Origin of the sequence: Microbulbifer agarilyticus (assembly GCF_019800665.1) — a bacterium.
Classification (GTDB): Bacteria; Pseudomonadota; Gammaproteobacteria; order Pseudomonadales; family Cellvibrionaceae; genus Microbulbifer; species Microbulbifer agarilyticus_C.
Map to the genome: position 1 here is coordinate 720,878 of NZ_JAHVKO010000001.1, position 19,390 is coordinate 740,267.

Sequence of the window (19,390 nt, forward strand, 5' to 3'; positions counted from 1 at the left end):
GTCATACCAAGCCTGAGCTTGGCGCCGATTGTGCTGGGTCAACCCTCCTCGCCGTGGTCATCGTCTTCGTCGGCTTCGATTTCACACAAAAGCGGATGTTCATTGTCGCGGGCAAACTGATTTACCTGCGCGGCCTTTGTTTCCGCAATATCTCGAGTATAGACACCACAGATGGCTTTTCCCTTGGTGTGAACCTGCAACATCAATTGAGTGGCGCGCTCGCGGTTGACATAAAAAAACAACTCAAGTGCTTCTACGACAAATTCCATCGGGGTGTAGTCGTCATTGAGCATGACCACCTTGTACATTGGGGGCCGCTTTAGTCGCGGACGCGCCTCGGCCAGCGCGGTATCCCCCTGCCCCTCGTGAAAATGATAGTCGTCATCATCCGCACCTTGATCCGAGTGTAGTTTAATGATTTGCGAATTTCCCATAGTGTCAGTCAATCAATCTTGAAGAATCAGTTCACAGTCGTGACGCTGTTTTTACCTAATCGAAAAATAGTCAGAACGATTATTGGATGTCCAGTCATTTCGGCTAAGTCAGCAAACGAGCATTGTAACCCCAAACCCGCCGGGACACAGTGTCGCCGGGGATATTCGCTTGACAAGATCCGAGCGGTTGGCTACAAGAGGTAGTAACCGCGCCAAGTGGTTAATTAGGCACACGTACAATAGCGGATGCAATTGTGCTCACAAGCAAGCGCATGAAGCGCGATAACAATAAAGACATCATGTTTAGGCGGCCAGCAGTCGCCCCGGCAATTTAGAGGGATTTCGCCATGCCTACCGGTACCGTTAAGTGGTTCAATAATGCCAAGGGATATGGATTTATTCTTGCTGACGAAGGTGGAGAAGACCTGTTTGCACATTACTCGGCCATTCAAATGGAGGGTTACCGAACCCTGAAGGCCGGCCAGCAGGTACAGTTCGATATTATCCAGGGTGATAAGGGCTACCATGCGGCCAATATTAGTGCTGCAGATGCAACCCGCCCGGCTGAAGCCGCTGCGTCAGCGCCGCAAGCGCAGCCCGTTCGCGAGAAAGAAACGGAAGATATGCTGGACTAACCAGCCTGGTGTGCGGATCTGCGGTCTGTCGTGATCTGTAGCGTCCGCATGCCATAGATGAGCCGGAGGTTCCGGTCCATTCTTTCTATTTGGAAGAGTGATCTCTTTGCCTGCCCGGATAGTGGTACTCGCGTTCCAGTCCTGCCACCGCCTCAGAACCTCCGCTGATATGAATTCAAAAAAAAGGCCCCGCACCTTTCGGTACGGGGCCTTTTTTTCGAAGGTTTATCAGGCCATGTGCTTGATAACTTCGTCTCCGAATTCGGAGCAGGACTTCAGCTCAGCGCCGTCCATCAGACGCTCGAAGTCATAGGTAACGGTCTTGGCTTCGATAGCGCCTTCCATACCTTTAACAACCAGCTCGGCGGCTTCGTTCCAGCCCAGATGACGCAGCATCATCTCGGCGGACAGAATCAGGGAGCCCGGGTTTACCTTGTCCTGGCCAGCGTACTTCGGCGCGGTGCCGTGAGTCGCTTCGAACAGAGCAACGTCGTCGGACAGGTTCGCACCAGGAGCGATACCGATACCGCCAACCTGCGCGGCCAGTGCGTCGGACAGGTAGTCGCCGTTCAGGTTCAGGGTGGCGATCACGTCGTACTCGGCCGGGCGCAGCAGAATCTGCTGCAGCATGGCGTCTGCGATCACGTCCTTAACCACGATTTCCTTACCGGTGTTCGGGTTCTTGAAGCTGCACCATGGGCCACCGTCGATCGGCTGAGCGCCAAACTCTTCACGCGCAAGCTCGTAGCCCCAGTCAGCGAAGGCACCTTCGGTGAACTTCATGATGTTGCCTTTGTGCACCAGAGTCAGGGAGTCACGATCCTGATCGATGGTGTACTGCAGAGCTTTACGTACCAGGCGCTTGGTGCCCTCTTCGGATACCGGCTTAACACCAATACCTACGTTCTGCGGGAAGCGGATTTTCTTAACACCCATCTCGTCCTGCAGGAACTTAACAACCTTGTTCGCTTCGTCGGTACCAGCTTTCCACTCGATACCCGCGTAGATGTCTTCAGAGTTTTCGCGGAAGATCACCATGTCTACCTTGTTCGGCTCTTTAACCGGAGAAGGTACACCGCTGAACCAGCGAACCGGGCGCTGACATACGTACAGGTCGAGTTCCTGACGCAGGGCAACGTTCAGGGAGCGGAAGCCGCCGCCTACTGGAGTGGTCAGCGGGCCTTTGATGCTTACAACGTAATCTTTGATTGCTTCCAGAGTCTCAGCCGGGAACCAGTCGCCGCTGTAGGTTTCTGCCGCTTTCTCACCGCAGAAGATTTCCATCCATGCGATGGACTTCTCGCCGCTGTAAGCGTTGCTTACCGCTGCGTCGATAACTTTGCGCATTACCGGGGTAATATCCACGCCGATGCCGTCACCTTCGATGAAAGGGATGATCGGGGTGTTTGGTACGTTCAGGGTACCGTCTGCATTGACTGTAACTTTTTCGCCGTTTGCCGGCACTTGGATATGACCCATTATTAAGTTGACTCCAGTAACTCTTTGACTAAACGTCCGGCTATTTCGGGAAAAAAGGGGCAAACCTCGCCTAAATTTCCATTGCCGGTCATGGTTGCCGCCCGGTGTTTGCTTCGTTGCACCTACCAAGCTGGCTAAAAATCGGCGCGATTATACCAGCATCGGACTGTTTTTGTAGTTTCGTTACAACCAAGGCACTATGAATAATCAATTTCTCCTCATTTTCGCGTTAAATCGCCCTGTTTCGGCCTCCTAACCGGGGGTAAAAGTGTCCTAATGAGCAAACTGATCCTTTTAAACAAGCCGTTTGGCGTCCTCTGTCAGTTTACGGACCCGGAGGGCCGCCCTACGCTCGCTAGTTATATTACCCAGCCGGGTGTGTATGCGGCCGGCCGTCTCGATTACGATTCAGAAGGCCTACTTCTACTCACCTCAGATGGCCAGCTACAGCATAGGATTGCGCACCCGAAGAACAAACTGCCGAAAACCTACTGGGCCCAGCTTGAAGGGGCCGTGACCGACGAGGCACTCCGGGCGTTGCGCCAGGGGGTAACCCTAAAAGACGGGCGGACCGCACCGGCAAAAGCCCGCCTAATCGCCGAGCCAGACATATGGCCTCGCACGCCTCCTATTCGCCAGCGGCAATCGATCCCGACCTCCTGGATTGAACTCACCATTACCGAAGGGCGAAATCGCCAGGTCCGGCGCATGACGGCGGCCGTGGGTTTCCCCACACTGCGCCTGGTCCGGCAGGCCATCGGTAACTGGCGCCTGGATGGGCTGGCTCCCGGCGAGTCGCGTACGGTGGAAGTGCACCTGCCCAACATGCTCAAAGAAGCCGCCAGTGGCCGCAAGCCCCGTGCCGGAGGTGCGGCCCGCGATGGCAAACGCGAGCCCGCACGCGGTGACCGGCAAACCAAACGTCCGGCCGCGCGGCGAACCAGACGCAAGCCCGCCCGGTAATCCTGAAGGGACGATTGGTATCCTCTATTGTCTAAGTTGGGCGCCCAGTAATGCCCATTGCTCGGTGGCAAACGATGGATATGCCGTGAAATTGGTCACATGCACGATTCACGGGTAAAATGCGCCCCCATTTTCACGCCTGCGGGCGTCGGTGGGGCGTGAGCGACCTTGAAAAAGCGCTGCTCTCCCTCACTGTAACAACCCGGTATTTCATGTCAGATTCGGAAATGTCTGTGTCGTCAGCAACATCAACGTCTACCAATTCGGCAAAGCGCGTCATCGTCGGCATGTCCGGCGGTGTGGATTCGTCTGTCGCGGCTTTGCTTCTTATGCAGCAGGGCTACCAGGTAGAAGGCCTGTTCATGAAGAACTGGGATGAGGACGACGGTACGGAATACTGCACTGCCAAGCAGGATCTGGCAGATGCAGAGTCTGTTTGTCAGCGTCTCGGCATCAAACTCCATACCGCCAACTTTGCGGCGGAGTACTGGGACAATGTGTTTGAGTATTTCCTGGCGGAATACAAGGCCGGCCGCACGCCCAACCCGGATATCCTGTGTAACCGCGAAATCAAATTCAAAGTGTTTCTCGAGTACGCAGAAATGCTGGGCGCGGACGCTATCGCAACTGGACACTACACGCGCCGTATCGATAAAGACGGCCATACCTATCTCGGTAAAGGGCTGGACCCGAATAAAGACCAAAGCTACTTCCTGCACGCAGTGGGTGAAGCCGAGTTTGCCAAATCACTCTTTCCGCTGGGCGAACTGGAGAAACCGGAAGTCCGCCGCATCGCCGAGGAAAATGGTTTCATCACACACAGCAAGAAAGACAGCACCGGTATCTGCTTTATTGGCGAACGCCGTTTCAAGGACTTCCTGGAGCAGTATCTGCCTGCGCAGCCCGGGGAAATGCAAACCCCTGACGGTGAAGTGATGGGCCAACACGCCGGCCTGATGTATCACACAATCGGACAGCGCCAGGGCCTGGGTATTGGCGGCGTTAAAGGCGCTGGCGACCAGCCCTGGTATGTCGTTGGCAAGGATCTAGAGCGCAACGTGCTACTGGTGGCTCAGGGTAAACACCACCCCCTGCTCTACTCTACCGGCCTGGAAGCAACACAGGCTCACTGGATAAATGGTGCACCCCCTGCGCAGCAGTTCCGCGCGACGGCAAAAACACGCTACCGTCAGGATGACCAGGATTGCGAAGTGATTGTTGGTGAGGATGGCAAGCTGGTGATTCACTTCGATACGCCGCAGCGCGCGGTTACCCCTGGCCAGTCTGTTGTTATTTATCAGGGTGATATCTGCCTGGGTGGCGCGGTGATCGACCGTGCCACCGGCATCGGCGAAGTGGATGTCGATGCGGCGCGCAGCGCGATGAAATCCGCGAAGGTTGTAGGGAGCAACTCTTGAGCAATTGGCGAGATCAAGCGCTGGCACTTGCCGGTGTGTTCCAGACGGCGATTCTCGTAGAGCGTCTGGCCAAAACCGGAACTGCCCCCGCGGAGCAGATGGAAACTGCGGTTTACAGCTTGTTCCAGCAAAACCCGGAAACCACAGAAGATGTGTATGGCGGCGTGGAAAAGCTGCTGCCCGGCTTACGCGCCGCACGCCAACTGATCGCCACCCGCAGCCACCCAGAATACACCGATTGCCTGCGCTATGTGCTGTCGATTCTGTATCTGCAACGCCAGCTCGCTAAAAAGCCGGATCTACTGTCGATCATTGGCAGCCGACTGGAGAAAGCCCAGTTACAGTCAGACCACTTTGGTGTGGATCACGAGAACGTCTATGCCAATCTGGCAAGTATCTATAGTGATACCCTGAGTACCTTCCGTTTTCGTATTCAGGTGTTGGGTGATTTCAACTACCTGCAGCAACAACGTATCGCTAACCAGATTCGTACCATGCTATTTGCCGGTGTGCGCTCCGCCATGCTTTGGCGGCAGCTGGGCGGCCGCCGCCTGCACTTGCTATTCCAACGCAAGAAGCTAATCGCGGCAATGGATGCACTGATATCCAAGTACGAGTCCCTGGAACACTAATTTCACACAACTTTTTTATTTGTACGCCGGGCTCGTGTCCCGGTGATTGCTCATTATCGGAGAGACACAATGACTGTCGAGCTATCCGCACTGACCGCGGTTTCCCCCATTGACGGACGCTATGAAAGCAAAACTGCTCCTCTGCGCGACATTTTCAGTGAGTACGGCCTGATCCGTGCGCGCGTTGAGGTAGAAGTACGCTGGCTGCAACAGCTGGCCCGTCATGAGGAAATTGGCGAGGTAAAACCCTTCTCCGCTGATAGCAATCAGATTCTGGATGACATCGTAGCCAAGTTCTCTATCGACGATGCCCAGCGTATCAAGGACATCGAGCGCACCACCAACCACGACGTTAAAGCGGTCGAGTACTTCCTGAAGGAGAAAGTACAAGATAACGCTGAGCTGGCCGCGGTGAGCGAGTTCATTCACTTCGCGTGTACCTCAGAAGACATCAACAACCTGTCCCACGCACTGATGCTGCGCGCGGGTCGCGACGATGTTTTGTTGCCGGCGATGAACCAGATCGTTGACGAGATTGCCGGGCTGGCCAAGAGCTTTGCCGACGTGCCGATGCTGTCACGTACCCACGGCCAGACCGCGAGCCCGACCACTGTCGGTAAAGAGCTAGCCAACGTTGTGGCGCGCCTGCGTCGCCAGGTACAGCAAATCCAGAACGTCGAGCTGCTGGGCAAAATCAATGGTGCGGTAGGTAACTACAACGCGCACCTTTCTGCCTACCCGAGCGTGGATTGGCAGAAGAATGCCGAGGTATTTGTGACCTCCTTGGGCCTGACTTGGAACCCCTACACCACCCAGATCGAGCCGCACGATTACATTGCCGAGCTGTTTGATGCGATCGCCCGCTTTAACACCATCCTGATCGACTTCGATCGCGATGTATGGGGCTACATCTCTTTGGGTTACTTCAAGCAAAAAGTTGTTGCTGGCGAAGTGGGCTCCTCCACCATGCCGCACAAGGTTAACCCGATCGACTTCGAAAACTCCGAAGGTAACCTGGGCATCGCAAACGCGGTATTCCAGCACCTGGCCGCCAAACTGCCGGTTTCCCGCTGGCAGCGCGACCTGACCGACTCCACCGTGCTGCGCAATATGGGTGTTGGTGCCGGCTACTCCGTGATCGCTTATGCGGCGACCATGAAAGGTCTGGGCAAGTTGGAAATTAACCGTGTGCGCCTGGAGGAAGACTTGGACAACTCCTGGGAAGTGCTCGCGGAGCCGATCCAGACCGTCATGCGTCGTTACAACATCGAAGAGCCTTACGAAAAACTGAAGGCGCTGACCCGCGGCCAAGGCATCACCAAAGAAACCCTGGCGGTATTTATCGATGGCCTCGAGATGCCGGAAGAAGCCAAGCAGGCGCTGCGTGAGATGACGCCGGCCTCTTATATTGGTAATGCGATCGCTCAGGCGAACGACATTTAATCTGCGCAGTATGATCGGGAACGCAATATGACAGAGTCGAGCCAGTACAGCGCAAGAAAGCCGTTAACCCATCTGGGCGATATGCCCGTTGAGGAGTTTTTGCGGGACTACTGGCAAAAAAAGCCACTGCTGATTCGCAACGCGTTTCCCGATTTTGTCAGCCCCATATCCGGTGAAGAGCTTGCCGGTATGGCGCTGGAAGAACAGATTGAATCACGTTTGATTGAAGAGCGTGGCTCAGATGGCCCCTGGCAGTTGCGCAACGGGCCCTTCACCGAAGAAGACTTCTTTGCCCTGCCGAAAACCCACTGGACCTTGCTGGTACAGGCTGTCGATCAGTGGATACCCGAAGTTGCGGCCCTTAAAGACTATTTTCGGTTTGTGCCCGACTGGCGTCTCGACGATGTAATGATCAGCTATGCGGCTGATCAGGGCAGCGTCGGCCCCCATTACGACTTCTATGATGTGTTCCTGCTGCAGGCCGAGGGCGTACGTCATTGGCAGCTAGGGCCAGAAGCCAACGAAGACAGCCCTCGCGTAGAAGGTACGCCGCTGAATATTTTGCGGGACTTTGAAGCTGAAGCCAGTTGGCGCCTCGAGCCCGGCGACATGCTGTACCTTCCACCCCAGTTCAGCCATTGGGGCGTTGCCGAGGGTGGTTGCACCACCATTTCTGTCGGCTTCCGTGCCCCTTCCGCGCGTACCCTGCTGGAAGATCTGGGCGGCGAGCTAGCCGCACATCTGCCGGATCACATTCGCTACAGCGATCAGGATCTTCCGCTGCCTCTGAACCCAGCGGAGATCGACAGCAATACCGTTGAGCGGGTACAGAGCCAGCTCACCCAGTGGCTGCAGCAGCCGGAAACCATTGCCCGCTGGTTCGGTGCGCTGATGACCGAATCCAAGTACCCGGAAACCGTCGCGCTGGACGCAGGCAATGCCGAAGATTGGCGCGAGCACCTGCAGGATGGTGGCAGCCTGGTGCTCAACCCCGGATCTCGCGCTGCCTTCTCACGTAGCCCTGTACTGCTATTCGTGGATGGTGAACCCCTCCCCGCCCCGCTGCTGTTTGCAGAATCCTTTTGCGAAAGCCGCACCATCACGCACGGTGATCTGGTCGGTTACCCCGAACTCGGCAAGCAAGATGGCTTGATCGATGCGCTGGTGTCCCAGGGCAGTCTCATTTACCCTGAGCTACTTGAACACGATGATCAGGATGATGAGTAGGAGTTCGCGCTATGAGTCTGTTTGTTCGCCTGGCTGATTGGTATACAGACCGGGATGCCATTCGTGGCATCCGTCAAAAGGTGTTTGTAGAAGAACAGAATGTGCCGCCCGAGCTGGAGTGGGACGAACTCGAGGAGACAGCGCAGCACTTTCTCGTTTACCTCGACAGCAAGGCAATTGGCACTGGTCGCCTGACCGGTGGTGGCAAGATCGGGCGCATGGCGATCCAGCGAGAGGCCCGTGGCCACGGTGCTGGTCTGGAACTGCTGCAGCGCATTTGCAAATTTGCCGGGCTCTCTGGACAGAAAAACGTGTATCTCAATGCCCAGGTACATGCGATCCCCTTCTACCAAAAGGCGGGGTTTGTTCCGGTCGGTGATGAATTTATGGAAGCAGCGATTCCACACGTACGCATGGAGCGTACTCTGAACGAAAGTGAACCGAGTGAAAACCTCGATGACTGGAACCGTTGACCCGCGCAAACTTCAGCAGGCGGAGAGCACCCGCGCCGGGGACTCACATCAGGTTTTCGAAGGTGGTCCGCAGTGCGCCGCCGCCTTAACAACGCTGATCGGCACAAGCCGACGGCGCTTGCGTATATTCTCCCAACATCTCGCGCGACACATTTATGGTGATATCGCGGTTGTTGAAGCCCTTTCCGAGTTTGCGCGCAGCAGCCGCTACGCGCAGCTAGAAATCCTGATCACCAACAGCGAGCCACTTTTACGGCAACCACACCGTTTACTTCCATTACTAAAGCGGCTTCAGAGCCGTATTTCTTTGCGCAAAATCCAGCCTACCAGCGAGCCAACGGACTGGGAATTTGCCATTGCTGATCAGCGGCTGAGTTTTTCGGTGGCAGATTCCGTCAAATGGCTCGGCCAGTTGCGCGATGACGATCCGGTACGCAACGCCAAGCTCAACGATGTCTTCGAGCAAAACTGGTTAGTTGCCCGTCCAGACCCTGCATTACGTCAGTTTGTTCTTTAGTCTCTCGATCAAGCAGCAGCTTTACGATCAAACAATACGTTCAGTGGCAGTGCTGGGTTCAAAGCGCACGGCAACGTACTTGGACGTTGGCGTAAAGCTCCCAACTCCACAGCTCTCAAGTGGCACCAGTGGGTTTGCCTCGGGATAGTAGGCAGCGGCCTGACCCTTGGGGATATCAAAAGCAATCAGAGTAAACCCCGATATGCGCCGTTCTTGTTCATCTTCCCAGAGTGAGATCACATCAATCGCCTGGCGGTCTTCAAACCCCAGCCGATGAATATCGTCGATATTTGCAAATATCACACGACGATCGCCACGAACACCGCGATAGCGATCATTCAAGCTGTACACGGTCGTGTTGTATTGATCATGAGAACGTATGGTTTGCAGTACCAGATCAGCTTTGTTTCCCGGAGTCCCCAGTTTTTCCAAAACCGCAGCCGGCAGTGGCGCCGGCAAGGGGCCCGCGATGAAGTTTGCCTTGCCGGTGGCGGTCTGCCACCGACGTTGGCCGGCAGGGTTTTGCAAGTAGAAACCGCCCGGCCGCTCAATCTTCTCGTTGAAATTTTCGAAGCCTGGGATGACATCTTCGATCAGGTCGCGGATGCGAGTGTAGTCTTCAATAAGTGACAGCCAGTCGACCGGCTTGTTGCCGAGAGTGGCCTGTGCGATTCCAGCGATAATTGCGGGCTCGGAGCGCATTTCTGCGGCCAATGGCCGTAACTGCCCGTAGGACGCGTGGACCATGCTAAACGAATCTTCCACGGTGACGGCCTGGGGACCGCTTGCCTGGATATCTATGTCGGTGCGGCCAAGGCAAGGGAGAATCAGTGCCTCGCGCCCTGTCACCAAGTGGCTACGGTTTAGCTTGGTGCTGATTTGCACGGTCAGGTCGCAGTTGCGTAGTGCTTGGTGGGTATTTTCGCTGTCCGGTGTAGCCTGCGCGAAATTTCCACCAAGGCCCAAAAAGACCTTTATCTCCCCTTTTTCCATGCCCTCAATCGCTTTAACCACGTTGACACCGCTTGACTGGGGCATTGGCATCTGGAAACGCGTCGCCAATGCTTGGAGCAGTGATTGTGGTGGGCGCTCGTGAATTCCCATGGTGCGATCACCCTGCACATTGCTGTGACCACGGACAGGACAAAGCCCTGCTCCGGGCTTACCAATCTGGCCGCGTAGCATCTGCAGGTTGGCGATCTCTTGAATGGTCGCAACAGAGTGACGGTGCTGGGTAATCCCCATTGCCCAGCAAATAATGGTTGCGTTACTGCGGGCGAAGATATGCGCTGCGCGCTCCAACTCGTCTAGATCAAGCCCGCTAAATGCGACGATTTCATCCCAGCCGGTATCCTTTACCACAGACTGATACGCATCAAACCCCTCGCAGTGTTCTGCAATAAACCCCAAGTCCAGCGGACCGTTTTCATTGCCACGAGCCTCTGCTTCGTCTTGCCACTGAAACAGAAATTTGGCGATACCGCGCATGACCGCGATATCTCCGGCGAGGGCTGGGCGAAAGTACGCCGTGTGCATTGGCGAAGCTTTGTCAGTCACCATCTGCATGGGATCTTGTGGCGCCTGAAAGCGTTCGAGCCCGCGTTCGCGCAACGGATTTAATACAACTACCTGAGCACCACGGGCGACCGCTTTTTGCAGCGGCTCTAACATGCGCGGGTGATTGGTACCCGGGTTTTGGCCCACAACAAAAATAGCTTCCGCTTCGGCAAAGTCTTCATAGGTCACCGTGCCCTTACCCGTGCCAATACATGCCAACAAGGCCACGCCGCTGGCTTCGTGACACATGTTCGAGCAATCCGGCAAATTGTTGGTACCAAACGTACGCGCAAACAACTGATAAAGAAAAGCGGCTTCGTTGCTGGCGCGCCCAGAGGTATAAAATGCAGCCTGATCCGGAGATGCCAACGCATTCAGATGATCGGCAATTTTTCGATATGCCTGGTCCCAGGTTATCGGTTTGTAGTGATCGGTCTCTGCGTCGTAAACCATGGGCTGTGTCAGTCGGCCCTGATATTCGAGCCAGTAGTCGTCCATAGTGAGAAGTTCTCGCACACTATGTTCGGCAAAAAATGTCGCATCCACACCGCGCCCAGAGGCCTCCCAGTTCACGGCCTTGGCCCCATTTTCGCAAAACCGTATACGCCCCTCGTCCGGTGCCTCCCCCCATGCACAGCCAGGGCAGTCGAAGCCCCCGTGCTGATTGGTTTGCAACATCGCATGCAAGTTTTTGAATGGCTGGCGGCTATCCAGCCAGGCATGGGTCACGCTGCGCAAGGCGCCCCAGCCAGCTGCAGGACGCTCGTAAGGGCGAAAGCGAAACCGATCGACGGGTGTTTTCATACGGTGGGCATCTCGCAGAGTTGATCTATGACTGATTTATCGGCCGGGCAGATTTCGGCGCTGCTGTAGACTCTTGGCGCGGTCTGAGCGGGCACATGAATCAGGTTAAGCTTGTATTTCCGTGCCCAGCGCACGGCTATATCGGAGGGCGAAGCGAGCGTGACCAGAGTACCAATACCGCAGCGGGTGGCTTTTTGTACTAATTCGAGTCCACAGCGGCTGCTGATGGCAATAAATCCATGGGACATCGATAGACCTGCGCGCGCGCATGCGCCAATAACTTTGTCTAACGCATTGTGGCGGCCAACGTCTTCACGACAGACGCGACTGTTTCCTGAAGCATCGACATATATGGCTCCATGTAGAGCACCAGAGGTATTGCGGCGCAGCTGCGCACGATTGAGTTGCTCGCGCAAAGCCAATAGGTGCGCTGCCGGCGGCAAGGAGCGGTAGCGCCCAGAATAAATCGGGGGTGGAGACAACACCTGTTCCAGCGCCTCTATGCCGCATAGCCCGCAGGCACTTGAGCCGGCCGCCGTACGTCGCGTGTGCGCCCGAGCCTGTTTGAATTGATGAAACGCTCGCTGATTAAGTGTGACGTCGAGGCAAACGGCGTCATCGAAATGGCGCGTTTCCACGTCCCGAATCTGGCACTTATCCGTAACAATCCCCTCGTTCAAGGAATAGCCCACTGCAAAATCTACCAGTGCGTCTGGGGACGCCAACATCACAGCGTGACTGAGTCCGTTGTAGCTGATCGCAACGGCTTTTTCTTCGGCTAAGCGCTGATTGCCGTGATTGGGGTTGTCGCCGCACCCAGTCGGGGAGTGAAATTGATAGCCGCGGGGGCGTGTTGGGCTCTTCATTGGGCACGAGAGTCGCAGGGTTTTGACTTAGCGGTAGCGCACAGCAGTGCCACTGACACTCACCATCATCATGCCGCCCTTTTCACCGACCACCTCGTAATCCAGATCGATACCGACGATGGCATTGGCCCCCATGGAGCGGGCTTCGGCCTCGATTTCCGAAAACGCCAACTTGCGCGCCTTGCCCATTTCGCGCTCATAGGCGCCAGAGCGCCCGCCAATGACGTCGGTAATGGACCCAAATAAATCTTTAAAGATATTCGCGCCAAGAATGGCCTCGCCGACGACGACGCCCAGGTATTGCTCGATCTTGTGGCCGTCAATAGAGGGGGTGGTGGTCTTTAGCATGATGGATTCCTTCCCAGATCATTATTTTTAGACAGCTTACACAAAGAAAAAGCCCCGCGGGTGCGGGGCTCGAAATATTGTGATGTTTTTTACCTTGCGCGTGCGTGCTTAGCGTTGGCTAGCCTTGAACTCACGGCGGCGGCGATGCAGAACCGGCTCGGTATAGCCATTGGGCTGAGCACAACCTTCAAAGACCAGTTCACACGCTGCCTGGAACGCAATACTGCTATCGAAGTTTGGTGCCATGTTGCGGTATGCGGGGTCAGACGCGTTCTGGCGGTCAACCACTGCAGCCATACGCTGCATGGTTTCTTCAACCTGCTCGCGGGTGCAGATGCCCTGCTTCAGCCAGTTGGCGATATGTTGTGAGGAAATCCGCAGGGTGGCGCGGTCCTCCATCAGACCTACATCATTGATGTCCGGCACCTTCGAGCAGCCCACACCCTGGTCAATCCAGCGCACAACGTAACCGAGAATACCCTGGGCGTTGTTATCCAGCTCCAGTTGAATATCGGTAGCGCTCCAGTTGGGGTTTTCCGCTACCGGCACTGTAAGGATATCGTCGAGACTTGCAGGCTTACGGGTAGCCAGCTGGTCCTGGATCTCCGCAACGTTAACCTGATGGTAATGCAACGCATGCAGGGTTGCGGCGGTCGGAGACGGTACCCAGGCAGTATTCGCGCCCGCTTTCGGGTGGGCGATTTTTGCTTCCATCATGGCGGTCATCTGATCGGGGATCGGCCACATGCCTTTACCGATCTGCGCGCGCCCCTTGAGGCCAGTCGCCAGGCCGGTATCGACGTTCCAATCTTCGTAGGCCGCAATCCACTTGGACTGTTTCATTTCGCCTTTGCGAATCATCGGCCCCGCCAGCATGGAGGTATGAATTTCGTCACCGGTACGGTCGAGGAAGCCGGTATTGATGAACACAACGCGCTCTTGTGCAGCGGCAATGCAGGCCTTCAGGTTTACTGTGGTGCGGCGTTCTTCATCCATGATCCCCATCTTCACGGTGTTGCGTGCCAGACCGAGCGCATCTTCAACGCGGTTAAACAGCGTATTGGCAAAAGCGACTTCTTCCGGGCCGTGCATTTTAGGCTTAACGATGTATACGCTACCGGTGCGTGTATTGCGCACTGGACCTTCACCCCGCAGGTCGTGAATCGCGATCAAGCTGGTAACCATGGCATCCAGAATACCTTCCGGTACTTCGTTGCCATCTTTGTCGAGCACTGCGTCATTCGTCATCAGGTGACCAACGTTACGTACGAACATCAGGCTGCGCCCAGGCAGGGTCAATTCACCGCCTTCTGCGCCCTTGTATTCACGATCCGTATTGAGTCGACGGACGATCTCACGGCCACCTTTGTTCAGTGTTTCCTGCAGGTCGCCTTTCATCAGGCCCAGCCAGTTGCGGTAAACCACTACCTTGTCTTCGGCGTCTACTGCCGCGACGGAGTCTTCGCAGTCCATGATGGTGGTGAGAGCGGCTTCCACCAGGATGTCTTTGACACCGGCTTTGTCGGTTTTACCAATGGGGCTATTCGGATCAATCTGGATCTCGAAATGCAGACCGTTATCTGCAAGCAGCAGTGCCTCGGGTGATTCCTGCTCGCCGCGGTAGCCAACGTATTGACGGCTATTTTGCAGCGTAGTCACCTTGCCGTTGGCAAGCGTTGCTTCGAGCAGTGAGCCATTGATACAGTATTCGGTAACGTCTTTATGGCTGGCGCCGTTCAGCGGTGCAGCCTGATCGAGAAACTCACGACCGTATTCGATGACTTTATTGCCGCGCACCGGATTGTAATCGCCGGCCTTCTCCGCACCATTGTCTTCGCTGATTACGTCGGTGCCATACAGCGCATCGTACAGACTGCCCCAGCGTGCGTTGGCGGCATTCAGTGCGTAGCGGGCGTTCATCACCGGCACCACCAGCTGCGGGCCTGCCATGGTCGCAATTTCCGCGTCGACGTTTTCGGTTTTGGCGGTGAAATCCGCAGGCTCTTCGACGAGATAGCCGATTTCACGCAGGAAAGCTTTGTATTTTTCGAGGTCGCGGAAGCCGTCTGGGTTGTCCTGGTACCACTGGTCCATCTGCGCCTGAATCTGGTCGCGCTTGGCCAGCAACTGGCGGTTGATCGGCGCCAGGTCATTAACGATTTTTTCGAACTCGGACCAGAACACTTCTTCACTGACTCCGGTACCCGGAACCACGTCGTTCGCGATCAATGCGTGCAATTCTTTGGCGATCTGCAAATCGCCGATACGGACTCTTTCCGTCATGTTCGACCTCTTAGTACTGGTGAGTTCTGCGGCATTCTAAACAGGGCGAGCACCATGCCGCTAATTTATAGGTGGAATCTTCGCTATTCACCAAATGTATTCGGGCGGCCGCCTGACTACAGTTGTCGGCCTACATCGAGAATCAAACGGCGCATCCAGCGGTGTGGCGCACTCTGTTGCAGAAGTGGGCTCCATGCCATCTTCAGCTCCAGCAGCGGTATCTTGACTGGCGGCTCACGCAGCACCACACGGGGATTGCTGGACGCAAGCTGAGCCATGCGCGTCGGTACCGTAACGATCAGGTCGCTCTGTTCCGCCAGCAGCATGGCAACCTGGTAGTGGCGCGTGAACACCGAAATGTCGCGCTTGCGCCCCTGCCGGCCAATGGCCTCGTCCACCCAGCCCAGCCGCTGTACATCTTCTGGATTGACCCCAACGCCAACGCCCATCCCGGTTTTACTCACCCAGATATGTTGTGACGCGAGATAGCTCTCCAGATTGTAGTCCTGAAGAATGGGGTTATCCGCGCGCATCACACAAGAAAAGGTATCGCTCCAGATCGTCGCCTGGTGGAAGCTCTGAGGCATGGAATCAAAGCGGTTGATGACCATATCGACCTTGCCCTGCTCCACATCAACAAAGCTCACATCACTTGGCGTCATTATGTCTAGACTGATACCAGGCGCACTGACGCGCAATTGCTTCAGCAGCGGTGGAATCAACGTGGACTCCGCGTAGTCACTGGCCATGATGCGGAAGGTACGACGGGCATCAATGGGGTTGAAATCCCGGTTTGGCTGGATGACCTGATCAATAGCCGCCAGTGCCTCCCGTACCATGGGTTGCAGCTCCATGGCGCGCTCGGTGGGCATCATTCCCTCGCGGGTACGCACCAGCAGAGGGTCACCGAACAGCTCACGCAGGCGTTTGAGTCCATTGCTCATAGCCGGTTGCGAGAGACCCAGGTGGCTCGCCGCTCGGGTCACATTGCGCTCGCGTAGCAGCACATCCAGGTACACCAGTAGGTTCAGGTCGGCACGTTCGAGATTCATCAGCACAGTCTCTATCGGGCTTGTCAGCCGCTGGTTTATTTAGCGTTGTACGAGGTCTTGCCATGTATTCACGACTTGGATAGTGAGAATAATGACAATAAATTAGCCAAATTATGCCAGCACTCCTACGATACGCACAACCTATTCGCAGTCACCGATAGAGGGAATATCGCAATGTCTACTTACGCTAACGAGATCCAAACAGCCGCCAAGCTGTGCGAAACCAACGGCAACACCTGGGATGCAATCAGCCCGGAATCTGTGGCCCGTATGCGTCTTCAGAACCAGTTCAAGACCGGCCTCGATATCGCGCGTTACACCGCGAACATCATGCGCAAGGACATGGAGGCTTACGACCAGGACAGCTCCAAGTACACCCAGTCTCTGGGTTGCTGGCACGGTTTCATCGGTCAGCAGAAGATGATTTCTATCAAGAAGCACTTCGAAGGTAATACCGACCGTCGCTACCTCTACCTGTCTGGCTGGATGGTTGCTGCGCTGCGCAGTGAGTTCGGTCCCCTCCCCGACCAGTCCATGCACGAGAAAACCTCTGTTGCGGCACTGATCGAAGAGCTGTACACCTTCCTGCGCCAGGCAGATGCCCGTGAGCTGGGTGGCCTGTTCCGCGAGCTGGACGCTGCCCGTGACGCCGGCGACGAAGTAAAAGCGAAAGCGATCCAGAACCAGATCGACAACCATGTAACCCACGTTGTGCCGATCATTGCCGACATTGACGCCGGTTTCGGTAACGCGGAAGCGACCTACCTGCTGGCGAAGAAAATGATTGAAGCCGGTGCCTGCTGTATCCAGATCGAGAACCAGGTTTCCGACGAGAAGCAGTGTGGCCACCAGGACGGTAAAGTAACCGTTCCTCACGAAGACTTCCTGGCCAAGATCCGCGCCGTACGTTACGCGTTCCTGGAGCTGGGCGTAGACAACGGTGTAATCGTTGCCCGCACCGACTCCCTGGGTGCCGGCCTGACCAAGCAGATCGCTGTTACCAATGAGCCGGGCGACCTGGGTGACCAGTACAACAGCTTCCTGGACTGCGAAGAAGTTGACGCTGCTGACCTGAGCAACGGTGATGTGATCATCAACCGTGAAGGCAAGCTGCTGCGTCCCAAGCGTCTCGCCTCCAACCTGTTCCAGTTCCGTAAAGGTACCGGTGAAGCGCGTTGTATCCTCGACAGCGTTACCTCCCTGCAGAACGGCGCCGACCTGATCTGGATCGAAACCGAGAAGCCACATGTTCGTCAGATTGGCGCCATGATGGACGAGATCCGCAAGCAGGTACCGAACGCGAAGCTGGTATACAACAACAGCCCGTCCTTCAACTGGACCCTGAACTTCCGTCAGCAAGTATTCGACGCGTGGAAAGAAGAAGGTAAGGATTTGTCTGCCTACGACCGCGCCAACCTGATGAGCGCAGAGTACGACGATAGCGAGCTGTCTCAGGCGGCGGACGAGAAGATTCGTACCTTCCAGGCAGACGCTGCGCGTGAAGCGGGCATCTTCCACCACCTGATCACCCTGCCGACTTACCACACTGCGGCCCTGTCTACCGACAACCTGGCCAAAGAATACTTCGGTGAGCAAGGCATGCTGGGTTACGTGGCTGGTGTACAGCGTAAGGAAATCCGTCAGGGTATCGCCTGCGTTAAGCACCAGAACATGGCCGGCTCCGACATGGGTGATGACCACAAAGAATACTTTGCTGGTGATGCCGCGCTGAAAGCTGCCGGTAAAGACAACACCATGAACCAATTTGGATGAGTCGATCTCGAAACTATCCCTGAGAATCGTTTCACTCACTTTTGGGGCCGCTCTGCGGCCCCTTTTTTTGCCCGTAATATCTTTCAACGATCCGCACACACCTCGGAAACCCACTCATGGGCAGCGCTCTCCACGCCTATTTTCTACCGTATCAAAGCACCGCTGGCGCAAAATTGAACTAGGCTTATGGCACGCCCTAGGTAATTTTGTGCTGTTTGTATGCCTAACAAGCGCGCCAATGGTGGCCAAGTTCTCGTCCTCAACTGTGGTAGCTCTTCGCTCAAGTTTGCGTTGATTGACCCACGTAATGGCAACGCTAGCCTTAGTGGTTTGGGTGATTCACTCGGTCACAGCGTGCCTAGCGTCAGTTGGAAAATTGATGGCGAGAAACACAGCGCGGCGCTACCTGTAGGAGCGAAACACACCGAAGTAATCGAGTTTGTTGTAACCAATATCCTTTCCGGCGGGGGCATCCTGCGGGCGGATGTTGCGGCAATCGGCCACCGGGTTGTCCACGGTGGTGAAAAATTCTCACACTCCGTACTGATTAATGAACAGGTCATCAGTGCGATACAGGACTGTGTTGCCCTGGCACCTTTGCACAACAGCGCGCATTTACAGGGCATTGAGGCCGCCACCAAGGCATTTCCCGGGCTCCCCCAGGTTGCCGTATTCGACACCGCGTTCCATCAGACGATGCCCCGTCAGGCATACATCTATGCCCTTCCCTACGAGCTTTATGAAGAGCACGGCATTCGCCGGTACGGAATGCATGGCACCAGCCATCGCTTTGTTTCAGAGCGTGCAGCCGACTTGCTGGGCAAAGCCAAAGCGGATGTAAACATCATCTCCGCGCACCTTGGCAATGGTGCATCCATCGCCGCGATTCAGGCGGGAAAAAGTGTCGATACCAGCATGGGGCTAACCCCGCTGGAAGGCCTGGTGATGGGCACCCGTTGTGGTGACGTCGACCCCGGTCTGTTACTGCATCTCGGTGTGCGCCTCGATTACTGTATGAAGGAAATCAATGACCTCCTCAATAAAAAGAGCGGGTTGCTTGGTATTTCTCAGCTCAGCAATGACTGTCGGGCGTTGGAGCAAGCTGCCACAGAGGGCCATCAGGGGGCGCAGCTGGCACTTGAAATCTTTTGCTATCGATTGGCGAAATATATCGCTTCCTACCATGGAGTTTTGTCGCACGTGGATGCGCTGGTGTTTACCGGCGGCATTGGAGAAAACTCTGCATTTATTCGCGAAAATGTGCTCAACCGACTTAATGGCCTTGGCTACCGGGTAGACGAGACGAGAAACCTGGAAATGCGCTTTGGCGCAGAAGGCGCAATTGAACCACCATCCGGTACCACTACCACACCTAAAGTACTGGTCATTCCCACTAATGAAGAATGGGTGATCGCACGGGACGCCGCACAGATAATCGCCAGTGGTAATTCAGCCGCTTCAGGCCAGCCGGCTGGAGGCTCCTAGT

At 55.7% G+C, this 19,390-nt stretch carries 17 protein-coding genes; 10 read left to right on the top strand and 7 right to left on the bottom strand.

Annotated elements, in window-relative coordinates; translation table 11 throughout:
* Positions 1-38 precede the first annotated feature (38 nt).
* On the bottom strand, positions 39-434 hold the full coding sequence (clpS, locus tag KUV22_RS02980) for an ATP-dependent Clp protease adapter ClpS (protein ID WP_222228242.1): 396 nt from the start codon (positions 432-434) through the stop codon (positions 39-41).
* A gap of 347 nt (positions 435-781) precedes the next feature.
* On the opposite strand from clpS, the gene cspD reads away from it, so the two are divergent.
* A complete protein-coding gene (gene cspD, locus KUV22_RS02985) occupies positions 782-1,069 on the top strand; it encodes a cold shock domain-containing protein CspD (protein ID WP_222228243.1) in 288 nt (95 codons plus the stop codon).
* A 228-nt stretch (positions 1,070-1,297) separates the two neighbouring features.
* On the opposite strand, the gene icd is transcribed toward cspD, so the two are convergent.
* Positions 1,298-2,548 carry an NADP-dependent isocitrate dehydrogenase gene (gene icd / locus KUV22_RS02990; protein WP_222228244.1) on the bottom strand — a complete coding sequence of 417 codons (1,251 nt, stop codon included), beginning with the start codon at positions 2,546-2,548 and terminating at the stop codon, positions 1,298-1,300.
* Between the two features lie 276 nt (positions 2,549-2,824).
* Between icd and KUV22_RS02995 the strand changes: the two genes are divergently transcribed.
* From KUV22_RS02995 to KUV22_RS03025, 7 genes are all read left to right on the top strand, one after another.
* Complete coding sequence (locus KUV22_RS02995) at positions 2,825-3,511, top strand: pseudouridine synthase (protein ID WP_222228245.1); 687 nt, start codon at positions 2,825-2,827, stop codon at positions 3,509-3,511.
* A gap of 227 nt (positions 3,512-3,738) precedes the next feature.
* A complete protein-coding gene (gene mnmA / locus KUV22_RS03000; RefSeq protein ID WP_222228247.1) occupies positions 3,739-4,929 on the top strand; it encodes a tRNA 2-thiouridine(34) synthase MnmA in 1,191 nt (396 codons plus the stop codon).
* A complete protein-coding gene (gene hflD / locus KUV22_RS03005; RefSeq protein ID WP_222228249.1) occupies positions 4,926-5,561 on the top strand; it encodes a high frequency lysogenization protein HflD in 636 nt (211 codons plus the stop codon). The genes mnmA and hflD overlap by 4 nt, the downstream gene beginning before the upstream one ends.
* 69 nt (positions 5,562-5,630) lie before the next feature.
* Complete coding sequence (gene purB, locus KUV22_RS03010; protein ID WP_222228251.1) at positions 5,631-7,004, top strand: adenylosuccinate lyase; 1,374 nt, start codon at positions 5,631-5,633, stop codon at positions 7,002-7,004.
* A 27-nt stretch (positions 7,005-7,031) separates the two neighbouring features.
* Positions 7,032-8,231 carry a cupin domain-containing protein gene (locus KUV22_RS03015; RefSeq protein ID WP_222228253.1) on the top strand — a complete coding sequence of 400 codons (1,200 nt, stop codon included), beginning with the start codon at positions 7,032-7,034 and terminating at the stop codon, positions 8,229-8,231.
* An 11-nt stretch (positions 8,232-8,242) separates the two neighbouring features.
* Complete coding sequence (locus KUV22_RS03020; protein WP_222228255.1) at positions 8,243-8,704, top strand: GNAT family N-acetyltransferase; 462 nt, start codon at positions 8,243-8,245, stop codon at positions 8,702-8,704.
* Positions 8,676-9,221, top strand: a complete 546-nt coding sequence (locus tag KUV22_RS03025) for a DUF7931 domain-containing protein (protein ID WP_222228257.1) — start codon at positions 8,676-8,678, stop codon at positions 9,219-9,221. The genes KUV22_RS03020 and KUV22_RS03025 overlap by 29 nt, the downstream gene beginning before the upstream one ends.
* A gap of 27 nt (positions 9,222-9,248) precedes the next feature.
* Here the strand turns inward: KUV22_RS03025 and KUV22_RS03030 are convergent, their stop codons facing one another.
* The 5 genes from KUV22_RS03030 to KUV22_RS03050 all read right to left on the bottom strand — a co-directional run bounded on the left by KUV22_RS03030 (position 9,249) and on the right by KUV22_RS03050 (position 16,131).
* Positions 9,249-11,582, bottom strand: a complete 2,334-nt coding sequence (locus tag KUV22_RS03030; protein WP_222228259.1) for an FdhF/YdeP family oxidoreductase — start codon at positions 11,580-11,582, stop codon at positions 9,249-9,251.
* Positions 11,579-12,448, bottom strand: coding sequence for a formate dehydrogenase accessory sulfurtransferase FdhD (gene fdhD, locus KUV22_RS03035; RefSeq protein ID WP_222228261.1), 870 nt, complete (start codon positions 12,446-12,448; stop codon positions 11,579-11,581). Before fdhD ends, KUV22_RS03030 begins: the two co-directional genes overlap by 4 nt.
* 27 nt (positions 12,449-12,475) lie before the next feature.
* Positions 12,476-12,796 (bottom strand): heavy metal-binding domain-containing protein, encoded by a 321-nt coding sequence (locus KUV22_RS03040; RefSeq protein ID WP_222228263.1) that lies wholly within the window; start codon positions 12,794-12,796, stop codon positions 12,476-12,478.
* A 108-nt stretch (positions 12,797-12,904) separates the two neighbouring features.
* On the bottom strand, positions 12,905-15,079 hold the full coding sequence (locus KUV22_RS03045) for a malate synthase G (RefSeq protein ID WP_222228265.1): 2,175 nt from the start codon (positions 15,077-15,079) through the stop codon (positions 12,905-12,907).
* A 116-nt stretch (positions 15,080-15,195) separates the two neighbouring features.
* Positions 15,196-16,131, bottom strand: a complete 936-nt coding sequence (locus tag KUV22_RS03050; protein ID WP_222228267.1) for a LysR family transcriptional regulator — start codon at positions 16,129-16,131, stop codon at positions 15,196-15,198.
* 174 nt (positions 16,132-16,305) lie between these two features.
* Here KUV22_RS03050 and KUV22_RS03055 point away from each other — a divergent pair, with 174 nt between their 5' ends.
* Both KUV22_RS03055 and KUV22_RS03060 read left to right on the top strand, forming a co-directional pair.
* Complete coding sequence (locus KUV22_RS03055; protein WP_222228269.1) at positions 16,306-17,904, top strand: isocitrate lyase; 1,599 nt, start codon at positions 16,306-16,308, stop codon at positions 17,902-17,904.
* A gap of 219 nt (positions 17,905-18,123) precedes the next feature.
* The gene (locus tag KUV22_RS03060) at positions 18,124-19,389 is read left to right on the top strand and encodes an acetate kinase (RefSeq protein ID WP_222228271.1); all 1,266 of its coding nucleotides are present in this window, start codon (positions 18,124-18,126) and stop codon (positions 19,387-19,389) included.
* The last annotated feature ends 1 nt before the right edge of the window (position 19,390 follow it).

Bases quoted from the DNA above. Each gene is read 5' to 3' on its own strand.
- clpS (WP_222228242.1), bottom strand. From the start codon at position 434: ATGGGAAATTCGCAAATCATTAAACTACACTCGGATCAAGGTGCGGAT.
- cspD (WP_222228243.1), top strand. From the start codon at position 782: ATGCCTACCGGTACCGTTAAGTGGTTCAATAATGCCAAGGGATATGGA.
- icd (WP_222228244.1), bottom strand. From the start codon at position 2,548: ATGGGTCATATCCAAGTGCCGGCAAACGGCGAAAAAGTTACAGTCAAT.
- KUV22_RS02995 (WP_222228245.1), top strand. From the start codon at position 2,825: ATGAGCAAACTGATCCTTTTAAACAAGCCGTTTGGCGTCCTCTGTCAG.
- mnmA (WP_222228247.1), top strand. From the start codon at position 3,739: ATGTCTGTGTCGTCAGCAACATCAACGTCTACCAATTCGGCAAAGCGC.
- purB (WP_222228251.1), top strand. From the start codon at position 5,631: ATGACTGTCGAGCTATCCGCACTGACCGCGGTTTCCCCCATTGACGGA.
- KUV22_RS03015 (WP_222228253.1), top strand. From the start codon at position 7,032: ATGACAGAGTCGAGCCAGTACAGCGCAAGAAAGCCGTTAACCCATCTG.
- KUV22_RS03020 (WP_222228255.1), top strand. From the start codon at position 8,243: ATGAGTCTGTTTGTTCGCCTGGCTGATTGGTATACAGACCGGGATGCC.
- KUV22_RS03030 (WP_222228259.1), bottom strand. From the start codon at position 11,582: ATGAAAACACCCGTCGATCGGTTTCGCTTTCGCCCTTACGAGCGTCCT.
- fdhD (WP_222228261.1), bottom strand. From the start codon at position 12,448: ATGAAGAGCCCAACACGCCCCCGCGGCTATCAATTTCACTCCCCGACT.
- KUV22_RS03040 (WP_222228263.1), bottom strand. From the start codon at position 12,796: ATGCTAAAGACCACCACCCCCTCTATTGACGGCCACAAGATCGAGCAA.
- KUV22_RS03045 (WP_222228265.1), bottom strand. From the start codon at position 15,079: ATGACGGAAAGAGTCCGTATCGGCGATTTGCAGATCGCCAAAGAATTG.
- KUV22_RS03050 (WP_222228267.1), bottom strand. From the start codon at position 16,131: ATGAATCTCGAACGTGCCGACCTGAACCTACTGGTGTACCTGGATGTG.
- KUV22_RS03055 (WP_222228269.1), top strand. From the start codon at position 16,306: ATGTCTACTTACGCTAACGAGATCCAAACAGCCGCCAAGCTGTGCGAA.
- KUV22_RS03060 (WP_222228271.1), top strand. From the start codon at position 18,124: ATGCCTAACAAGCGCGCCAATGGTGGCCAAGTTCTCGTCCTCAACTGT.